Raw genomic sequence first — 8,360 nt, 5'->3', positions numbered from 1 at the left:
TGATATCTTCCATGCTGGTTCCCATCTTATTCGCATTATCAGACATATCCGTCATTGCCATGTTGGAAACATCTGCAGCTTTTTGCGTATCTCCCGCAAGGCTCTGCAGTAAGCTGGCGGAAAAGCTTGTTGTAAGCTGCATGTACTCATTCGCGCTCATTCCAGCTGTTCTGTATGCATTAGCCGCATACTCCTTTACTTTATCAGCGCTCTCCTTAAATAAGGTTTCAATCCCTCCAATGCTCTGCTCCAGTTCTGCTCCTTCCGTGATTGTAGATGCTATCGCTTTCCCAATAGCTGCAGTCGCAATTGCCTTTTTGATCCCGGAAACTATTTTACTTCCAGCGGATGCTCCAGCACTGTTTGCTTCTCCTTCTAATTCTTTTGATATTGAGTTTTTAATTCCTTTCGCAGATGGTACAATCTGCACATACGCTTTTGCAAGTTCAGTTGCCATCGTTTTTCACCTTTCCCGTCAGTTTTCTCCACTCTTCGTCAAATTCTTTTCCGCTTTCAAATCCATCGATCTCGCTATCTTCTTCCATCTGCAATATTATTGATAAAACAGATCCTGGTTTATTGACTCCGTTTACCCCGTCTTCTGTCTGCATCCACGCCAATAGCCGCGAACTATCAGCGATTGACGCTAGCAGAATTTCTTCTATCGTCGCATTAACACCCGATATTATTGTTTTAATTCTTGAATCATCCCTCAACCCACAAGAAAAGGTCGCGACCATTTTACATGGCAGCGACCTGTAATTATATATATGATATGTTTCCGCCAAGTCACATATCAACGCATCTTCATCTATATTAATCATGTGAGCGAGGGCTAAGAGTTTTTTCCTTCTTTTGTTGCTTTCATGATTTCTTCGATTGCTTCCCCCATTTTTGTTGCTGTAACTCTTCCATTCTCACCTCTCAGATGATCCTTGAGTCTGTCTTTCTGTTCTTTTCCGAGGATCCTGTCTACCACTTCAACAATCTTTGCATTGTTCCCGTTATCAATCTCGCACAGATCTTCCAGCAATTCATAATCATCCAAGCATTCATCGTCTATTTCAAATTCAAATCCACTTTTTGTTACTGATTTCATAAATACTTTACCTCCTAAACCGTCTGTCCAGTCGTTGCTTTGATATATTCATAGTGTGTCTGGCCGTCCTTATCAGGTACCGCTGACAGCGTAGTTTCGTAACCAATCGGATTGTTATCTTTATATACAATGTCCCCTACGCTTGTTACGCTTGCGCACGGAATTACGATTCTTTTCAAGGCTCCTTTCATGATCATATCTATCACCCAGCTGCACTGTTCGTTTTCGTCCGAATTTGCCTTGATTGTAATTCCTTCTTCCAAGCTTCCCGATACGTTCTTATCTCCGTATACTGCCTTAAGCACTTCCACATTTAACACTTCCAAAAGCTTAAATTTATACTTATCTGGTTTTCCTGTTTGTACATCCAGAACCGTATCTCCTCCCCAAGCCTTAAAGCTTTCTGTCTCTGGACTATTTGAGTTTGTAAGCCCATCATCTGAACAATACCCTAATGCTTTAAATGCTTCGTTTAATACTGCTGTTGTGTCTGTTGGGAGTACTGTTCCAATCGGTGCTCTAAATATTGCTCCACCTATTTTTGGTTTTCCGGCTGTTACATTTTTTGTATCTGACATTTAAAAATCTCCTTTCTCAATAATACACGATGTCGAACACCGCTTGATATCGTTGCTTTTTTCGTCCTGTATCAGGATAATTGTAATCTGCATTTAAACTACACTTGCATATGCTATCATTTTCTACGATCGCATCCATACATTCAATCACATTTTCATTTAATTCCGCTGCTTTTTGTCTTGTCGAAGCACACGATTTTATTGCAATTGTTGCATTTCTTATGTAGTCTTCTTTTCCTCCTCCTGTTTTTTCAATCAATACGTATTCGTCCGGCATATTTTCTTCCTCTTCCGTGTACGCATTTACTGATAATTGTTTTTTTAAATAATTTAAAACTATTATTTCTATTATGATGATCTCACCGCCTTTAAGATTGTATTGTTTTTCGCGTTTTCATTTTTTGCTTTTCTCGAAACAGCCGCAATCTCTGCATTGCATCTCGTCTTTCCAACCATTGTTGTAACAGCATATCCGTTTCCAAGGCTAGATAATGCTGCATTTGCGTGTTCTGCGCAGATTGCCTGCATTTCCGGAGATTTCATCATCTCAATTACTCCTGCGCTATTAAGTTCTACTTTGAGATTACTCATACCGTTCCACCATCCATTTTTCGTTCCATTCAAGCGGTATATTCTCATCAATGCCTTTTTGCGGGAGTCCAATCACTCGCCATGATTCTCCGAAGAAGTCAACACGATTATTTTTCCAGGTGTGATTATCACCCTTTGGAATTGCAATGTTGTATACCGCTTTCTTTCCGATTAAATTCATGGTATCCAGTATTTCTACTGTTGATGCTGGCGCAACCAAAACGTTCTCTACCCTGCATTCTGTCTCTTCATATATTGGATGGTTAAATTCGTCTCTTCCTGTCTCTTTTCTTTCGTATAATACAACTTCTATTCCTCTGATCATGTTAACCCTCCATTTCTATCGGGCTAAGGAATTTTATTTTCTGTCCTGATCCAAGTATCTTCTTATCCGTCTTTGATAGATATAACTCTCTTGCAGATCCGTTCGCCATAGACCATGTCTGCGAATATCCAAGTGCCGATACTGTTCCCTGCGTCGCTCCAACCGGAACCTGATCCGTATCCCCGTCTCCGATTGCTCGAAGTACCATGTTGCACGATACAAGTTTCTTTGCTTCATCGGATGCGTTTTTGTTATACGAATCAATGATTATAGCCGCATCTTCTAAAAGTGCTTCGCATATCCCGTCTTCATTGTCTATTATCCGTTTTGATCGTGTTTTTACATCCTTGATTTCAGCATATGCCACTTCTTAATTCTCCTTACTTTTTACTTGTATTTCTTTTTGTCTTCGCTTCTTTTTCTGGCTCTTTTATATCCACATTTTCGGAAATCGGTTCAAAAATCGCAGAGTCCAACGCTTTATCGGACTCCACGATTACTCCTGTATTTTTGTACAGATATTTCATGATTTATTCTCCTTTTACTACCTTGCAGAATGCATCCTTCGACATGATTCCGATTCCATATACGATCTCTGCACGGATTGCAAGCTGATTCAATCTCTGCAGATCTCCCAGTCCATCCGGATCTCCGTATTCAATCAGATGCGCTCCGATGCTTCTCTGCACACCCCATCTGAATGCGTCAAACTGTCCGACGATTCCAATGAGGTTAGATGCTACAGACATTTCGTTCTTCGCGGAAATTGTATCTGATACCGCTGCAGTCATTCCTTCGAAGTTGGAAAGCTCCTGTCCAAATCCGATTTCCGGATAAATCTTTCTGCCATTCGCATCTCTCATCGTAGAGAGTCCGAATGAAAGTGTCGGATCCATAGCAATACCTGTCGGTGAGTATCCGGATGAAATGATGATTCCAGCTGCCGCCTCAATAGCCTGATCATATTTCGCGTCAGTAAGCGTTGCTGACTGCGTAGTATCGATTAATCCTTCTTTTACCAAATTTGATACCGTACCAGTTAACGGATTGATTTTATGGATTCCTACCAGATCAAGCGCTCTTCCGAGTGCAATTCCTGCGTTTGCTGCAAGGTCCTGCAGAACGCCAATCTGCACATCCTCATCAGCCCATTTCACTTCCTGCGAAAATCTCATTGTTACCTGTAACTTAATCGGATTGATTGTCTTTGCCGCGTAGCTTGCCGGAGTCGGTGATTTCTGTCCAGCCTCTGCTACAATCTCGGCTTTCGGAGGCGCAGTGAGCACCCATGCAGTCTGTTTTCCAAACTTCTGCGGTCTCGCTCCGGATAACCGTGCAAGTGTAGATCCTTTCTGTGCTTTTTCAAAAATTCCCATTGCAATCGAATTAGGGATTTCAAAATCTGATGTAATTAATGCTGCCATATTTTATTCTCCTTTTCCAAAAATTTGATGAACAAATTCTCTCATCGATTCATCTGCTTCTTCATTTGCTTTGTGAGTTGCCGTATTTTTCCGAGGCGCCGGATACTCTCTTGGTTTCGCGAACGCCAGAATTGCTTCAGCCTGCTTTTTACAATCATCTTCCGTTTCTCCAGTCAATAAACTGTATGGTACTTTCGTATCAGTCGACACCTTTTCACGTACCTTCCTGATCTCTTCGGCTTTCATATATCCGCTGAGCTGTGTTTTCAGATTCTCAATTGCTTCATTCGCTTTCTGCATCTCACTTTTTCCCGCTTCTACGCTTTGATCGTACTTTTCTGCTTTTCCTTTGAGTTCATCGTAGTCTGCGTATTTTTCCCTTTCTCTCTTTAAGCGTTCACTGATAATTTGATCGAGTTCGCTTTGAGTAAAAGTCTTTCCCGCATCTGGTTCATGCGTATTTTTGTTCTGTTCTTCCATCATACATCCTCCTTATGAGTGCTTAAAATACTTCCGCGTTTTAGGCACGCGTTGCCAAATTTAAAAAAGTAACTCTGCAAAGATCTACTTTAATGAACGATATTATTTTCTTATTCTTGCAGAATATATGAGTCTCCTCATTGAATTAATTTTATCCTGCGGTGTGTTCCCTTCTGATTTATTGTACATTTCCAGGTATTCATCCGGATCATATCCGGCAATCCCGCTTTCTCTGTCAAATCGTACTGCGTACTGGCAATCGCAATTCGCGTGTATATGTTCTGCATGGCCATTTCTTAATGTGTTTTTCGATATGTTCTGCCATCCTCTTGATGCCAACGTGATGCAGAATGCGCATGTATCCCCATGCGGAACCCAGGCGAATTGTGCTCCATCTCTTTCTGCATTTTTCAAAGTTGTATCTGCTCCTACCTGCTTTACAAGCCTTCCGATCGTAGACGGTACAAGTATCAATGATTGTTTCATTGTTCCGTGAACTGCTTTCGCTACTTCTCCGTATTCCGGAGTTTTTTCAGGCTCAGCAGGCGGAACTATTGTATTCTGCGCTCTTGCCGTTGCTTCATACATCTGGCATGACAGTTCTCCAATTGCCTCTCCATAATGAGCGGCCAGCGAAAATGCATAGTCAAGCAACGCCTTGTCATTTCCAAATCCATTCTTTTTGATCCAATTCTCCATCAGATCTGCAGCCGTATTGCTTATTTCTGACATTTTCTTTATATACTCAATCCATGCCTTATTCGATATCTTCATTTGCCGTGAATTCCTCCGTTAGGATTCTTGCCCCTCTTGCTCTTTGTTCCTGTGCTTTTATTCTCCGTATATCTGCCTGATCGAATCCAATCATTTCCAAGAATGTGTCCGTACTAGAGAACCCATCTCTTGCTGATGCTATTTTAATTGCCGCATCAGCTGTAACTGCTACACTTGGCATTGCGGGATTCTTGAAATGAGCAACAATCTCTTTGCATTCATAAGGCAAATCGTCCGGTGTCGTTCCAAGTTCAATTGCCAGCGCCATTTGACTAATCTGGTATAATGCATCTGCATTACCTGTGTTGAGCTGTTGTGCCATTAATACGAGTGTTTGAGACTGAGCCAATATCGCATCACTGGACGTTGGATTCGCATCATTCACAACACCCGTATCTGTCACAGTCAGCCCAGTTGCTGCCGAAAACTGTGTTGCTATCATTCTAAGCATCTGCACATGTGGCTCAATATTTCCTTGGTTTAGCTGTCCATACGTCGGTTTTTCTCCACTTTCCGGATTTGTTGTACTAAATAAAATAGATCCTACATATTGCTTAAATCTTTGCTCAACAAGTGCATCATACTGCTCATCTGTAATTCCAAGTAAATATTTTTGCGGACTCGTAGCAAATTCAAGCCCAATCGTTGCATTTGCTACCGTTCTTACGTATCCCTGAATCAGTCTTCTGATCGGTTCTTTTAATCTCGACTGCCCAAGCGGTTTGTCATTTGTTGCATCCCAGATCATCGGTACCATAAGCGGCCTTCTGAATTTGTGAGGATACTGAGTCGCCTTCCAACGTCCACCTTCCATATCCAGTTGCCATATATCAGTATCTGTATAAAAATTAACGTGTGATGGAGACCAGTTATAATCTGATTCATCCGTCCGTAAATCTTCAAATGCAAATCCACAGTCAATGGTTCCTTTCTGGTTATCCCAGGAAGCGGCCGCACACATTGGAGAATAAAACCTGATACAAGCTTTTCCTTCTGATCCAGATACCGCCGCATAGACGCTCCCATATTTCAGTTCTTCTTTGCATGCTTTTGAATACTCTGCTACCAGCCGATTTCTTTTCATGATTTGATCCATCTCACTTGCATCCGATCCATTCTGCATTACAAAACCATCAAACATAGATCGTGCCGCCAAAACATCAACCGCCTTCGCACCCCAAGCACACCCGATTTCAAGCCTTCCAAAATCCCTTGGGAGTGCAATCCCGAGATTCACTTCTTTCAGTGTAATTTTCCCGTTATAGTATCGTCTTTTTTTTCGATTCGACGATTTATGATAATCATATATGTATTTTAGTTTGTTCAGCTTCTCTTGTTCTTCTTCTGGAAGCCCATCTACGATTCCAAAATTTAATAACATTTTATCCAATCCTCATCTTTCTTTTCGGATTCCTTTTTGATGTTCTGCATCCCCACAGTGCTAATGCCGCCGCTTCGATAGGCGCCGAATCATCGCCTCCGAATCCCCATCCGCCAGATATCGGACGCTTCACCGAGTTTATCGCACTATCGTTTAAGACATCCTGTTTGGAATACCATGTAACTGTCTGTTCATTCAGTTCATTTACAAGCTGGCTTGCCGCCGCAATAACGTCTTTTCCGGATGGGCGTATCACGGACATTTTATTTTTCCATACCGGAGTTATTCTTTCGTTCAGAACATCCACTCCGTTTTTTCCATCAATCACAACGCAGGACGCCGTATTGTATCGTTCGTTCAGCCAGTCTGCCAGCCATTGTATGCCTCTTCCGGTCGGTTGTAGTTCAATAAGCGATATCCTCGCCTTTTCATTTTTCGGGCAAACAGCGCCGCATAGAGCCACCGACGATCCATCCGAAGAAAATTTAATTCCGTAAGCAGTTTTCCCTTCTGGCTTTAATTGATTGGACGCGCAAGCCTTCCATTTCTCCCTGTCAATTGCATAATCTTTCGCGTTATCAACCGGAGACCACCATCCGAGGCGCTCTCTTGCAAACGTATCCGGAGCCATCTGCTCAAGTTCTGCCGCAACCGTAGACTCCCTCATCCTCCTCCCAAGTGCCGGATTCGTATCAGCCCATCTGGTACGGTCTGATACGTCTCCGATTTCTTTTACTGAGTATTCTGTCCAGGCTGTTGTATTGCTTTCTCCCGTAATCGCTCTTTCTCTGATTCTTCGGAACACATCTCCTACGCAATTTTCATCGGGGGGCGTTCCGAGATAGATTGTCTGCGGATTTTTTGATGCTGATATCGCCGGAAGGAATGACGCCTGTTGTTCCGAAGTAAGCTCCTGAGCTTCGTCGAATACCAGGCAATCACCGTGGAGCCCTCGTCCTCCGTTTCGGGTCCTTGCCACAAATACTACTCTGGCACCGTTTTTTAGAATGATTTGCTCTCTTCCAAGGGCATTCTTAATTTCTTTTATATACTTTCGCAGACCACTTGATTCAAATATGCCTTTAAGCTCCATGAATGTTTCCGTTGCTGTCTTCTGGAGATGCGCAGTATATACTACCCATTCACCATACATCACCATTCCGGATGTTATTCTCCCGGATGTATTAAGCGTCTTGCCATTTTGCCGAGGTACTGACAGCCCGCATGTAGGTGCTGTCCATACATCATCATCTGTTCGCCCCATCCAGTCATTTAATACATTCGCTTGCCACGGATCCACGTACAGTTTCGATGCGGCAAGTATCTTTGCAGCATCCTCTCCATCCGTATAAGCATATTCTGGGATAACCCTAACGGACGGCGTTTGGCTTCCCATCAGCTTTGCGTCCTGACAGGATTTCTCCGATTTCGTCATCGTCTTTGTCTGCTCCTTCTATTTCTTCAATTTCTCGAATCGTTTCTCTGTATTGCCGGCTGAGCTGTGGCATTAATTTTGGCCCTTCATCGCGATCGGCCGAGCATATATCAATCTGATTTGCCAATATCTTCGATAGGTTTTTAAGCTGTTCAAGCCTACTTCCATTTGCCGTTACAGTCGCCATTTTCTTTGCTCTAGCCATCAATATCCTCCTTCGAAAATTTCCCTGTGTGTAAATTGGCGCTGGACGCCGGGGCTCGCCTCTGCGTC

The 8,360-nt window shown here is 42.8% G+C and carries 14 protein-coding genes and 1 pseudogene; all 15 read right to left on the bottom strand.

Features of this window, described 5'->3' with window-relative positions:
• Positions 1–457, bottom strand: a pseudogene (locus tag QZZ35_RS02235) (phage tail protein); the annotation flags it as partial.
• On the bottom strand, positions 447–740 hold the full coding sequence (locus QZZ35_RS02230; protein WP_291235971.1) for a DUF5361 domain-containing protein: 294 nt from the start codon (positions 738–740) through the stop codon (positions 447–449). The pseudogene QZZ35_RS02235 and the gene QZZ35_RS02230, both read right to left, overlap by 11 nt.
• A 95-nt stretch (positions 741–835) precedes the next feature.
• Positions 836–1,099, bottom strand: coding sequence for a hypothetical protein (locus QZZ35_RS02225; protein WP_291235970.1), 264 nt, complete (start codon positions 1,097–1,099; stop codon positions 836–838).
• A gap of 14 nt (positions 1,100–1,113) precedes the next feature.
• The gene (locus tag QZZ35_RS02220) at positions 1,114–1,677 is read right to left on the bottom strand and encodes a phage tail tube protein (protein WP_291235969.1); all 564 of its coding nucleotides are present in this window, start codon (positions 1,675–1,677) and stop codon (positions 1,114–1,116) included.
• A gap of 16 nt (positions 1,678–1,693) precedes the next feature.
• Entirely contained in the window at positions 1,694–1,954 is a 261-nt protein-coding gene (locus QZZ35_RS02215; RefSeq protein ID WP_291235968.1) for a hypothetical protein, read from the bottom strand.
• Positions 1,955–2,025: 71 nt separating this feature from the next.
• A complete protein-coding gene (locus QZZ35_RS02210) occupies positions 2,026–2,268 on the bottom strand; it encodes a hypothetical protein (RefSeq protein ID WP_291235967.1) in 243 nt (80 codons plus the stop codon).
• On the bottom strand, positions 2,261–2,593 hold the full coding sequence (locus tag QZZ35_RS02205; RefSeq protein WP_291235966.1) for a hypothetical protein: 333 nt from the start codon (positions 2,591–2,593) through the stop codon (positions 2,261–2,263). Before QZZ35_RS02205 ends, QZZ35_RS02210 begins: the two co-directional genes overlap by 8 nt.
• Before the next feature lies 1 nt (position 2,594).
• Positions 2,595–2,960, bottom strand: a complete 366-nt coding sequence (locus QZZ35_RS02200) for a hypothetical protein (RefSeq protein WP_291235965.1) — start codon at positions 2,958–2,960, stop codon at positions 2,595–2,597.
• A 13-nt stretch (positions 2,961–2,973) separates the two neighbouring features.
• Positions 2,974–3,120, bottom strand: a complete 147-nt coding sequence (locus QZZ35_RS02195; RefSeq protein ID WP_291235964.1) for a hypothetical protein — start codon at positions 3,118–3,120, stop codon at positions 2,974–2,976.
• Positions 3,121–3,123: 3 nt separating this feature from the next.
• Positions 3,124–4,017, bottom strand: a complete 894-nt coding sequence (locus QZZ35_RS02190; protein WP_291235963.1) for a phage major capsid family protein — start codon at positions 4,015–4,017, stop codon at positions 3,124–3,126.
• 3 nt (positions 4,018–4,020) lie between these two features.
• Positions 4,021–4,500 (bottom strand): hypothetical protein, encoded by a 480-nt coding sequence (locus QZZ35_RS02185; protein ID WP_291235962.1) that lies wholly within the window; start codon positions 4,498–4,500, stop codon positions 4,021–4,023.
• Positions 4,501–4,599: 99 nt separating this feature from the next.
• Complete coding sequence (locus QZZ35_RS02180) at positions 4,600–5,271, bottom strand: VG15 protein (protein WP_291235961.1); 672 nt, start codon at positions 5,269–5,271, stop codon at positions 4,600–4,602.
• A complete protein-coding gene (locus QZZ35_RS02175) occupies positions 5,255–6,652 on the bottom strand; it encodes a phage portal protein (protein ID WP_291235960.1) in 1,398 nt (465 codons plus the stop codon). The genes QZZ35_RS02180 and QZZ35_RS02175 overlap by 17 nt, the downstream gene beginning before the upstream one ends.
• Position 6,653: 1 nt before the next feature.
• Positions 6,654–8,087, bottom strand: coding sequence for a hypothetical protein (locus QZZ35_RS02170; RefSeq protein WP_291235959.1), 1,434 nt, complete (start codon positions 8,085–8,087; stop codon positions 6,654–6,656).
• Positions 8,023–8,292 carry a hypothetical protein gene (locus tag QZZ35_RS02165; RefSeq protein WP_291235958.1) on the bottom strand — a complete coding sequence of 90 codons (270 nt, stop codon included), beginning with the start codon at positions 8,290–8,292 and terminating at the stop codon, positions 8,023–8,025. Before QZZ35_RS02165 ends, QZZ35_RS02170 begins: the two co-directional genes overlap by 65 nt.
• Positions 8,293–8,360 lie beyond the last annotated feature (68 nt).

The sequence above is a fragment of the Frisingicoccus sp. genome, from assembly GCA_016298055.1.
Classification (GTDB): Bacteria; Bacillota; Clostridia; order Lachnospirales; family Lachnospiraceae; genus Frisingicoccus.
This window is presented reverse-complemented; position numbering and strand designations above follow the sequence as displayed.

Excerpts from the sequence above, each read along its gene's own strand:
- QZZ35_RS02185 (WP_291235962.1), bottom strand. The coding sequence starts at position 4,500 with ATGATGGAAGAACAGAACAAAAATACGCATGAACCAGATGCGGGAAAG.
- QZZ35_RS02225 (WP_291235970.1), bottom strand. The coding sequence starts at position 1,099 with ATGAAATCAGTAACAAAAAGTGGATTTGAATTTGAAATAGACGATGAA.
- QZZ35_RS02195 (WP_291235964.1), bottom strand. The coding sequence starts at position 3,120 with ATGAAATATCTGTACAAAAATACAGGAGTAATCGTGGAGTCCGATAAA.
- QZZ35_RS02220 (WP_291235969.1), bottom strand. The coding sequence starts at position 1,677 with ATGTCAGATACAAAAAATGTAACAGCCGGAAAACCAAAAATAGGTGGA.
- QZZ35_RS02205 (WP_291235966.1), bottom strand. The coding sequence starts at position 2,593 with ATGATCAGAGGAATAGAAGTTGTATTATACGAAAGAAAAGAGACAGGA.
- QZZ35_RS02230 (WP_291235971.1), bottom strand. The coding sequence starts at position 740 with ATGGTCGCGACCTTTTCTTGTGGGTTGAGGGATGATTCAAGAATTAAA.
- QZZ35_RS02210 (WP_291235967.1), bottom strand. The coding sequence starts at position 2,268 with ATGAGTAATCTCAAAGTAGAACTTAATAGCGCAGGAGTAATTGAGATG.
- QZZ35_RS02170 (WP_291235959.1), bottom strand. The coding sequence starts at position 8,087 with ATGACGAAATCGGAGAAATCCTGTCAGGACGCAAAGCTGATGGGAAGC.
- QZZ35_RS02165 (WP_291235958.1), bottom strand. The coding sequence starts at position 8,292 with ATGGCTAGAGCAAAGAAAATGGCGACTGTAACGGCAAATGGAAGTAGG.
- QZZ35_RS02190 (WP_291235963.1), bottom strand. The coding sequence starts at position 4,017 with ATGGCAGCATTAATTACATCAGATTTTGAAATCCCTAATTCGATTGCA.
- QZZ35_RS02180 (WP_291235961.1), bottom strand. The coding sequence starts at position 5,271 with ATGAAGATATCGAATAAGGCATGGATTGAGTATATAAAGAAAATGTCA.
- QZZ35_RS02175 (WP_291235960.1), bottom strand. The coding sequence starts at position 6,652 with ATGTTATTAAATTTTGGAATCGTAGATGGGCTTCCAGAAGAAGAACAA.
- QZZ35_RS02215 (WP_291235968.1), bottom strand. The coding sequence starts at position 1,954 with ATGCCGGACGAATACGTATTGATTGAAAAAACAGGAGGAGGAAAAGAA.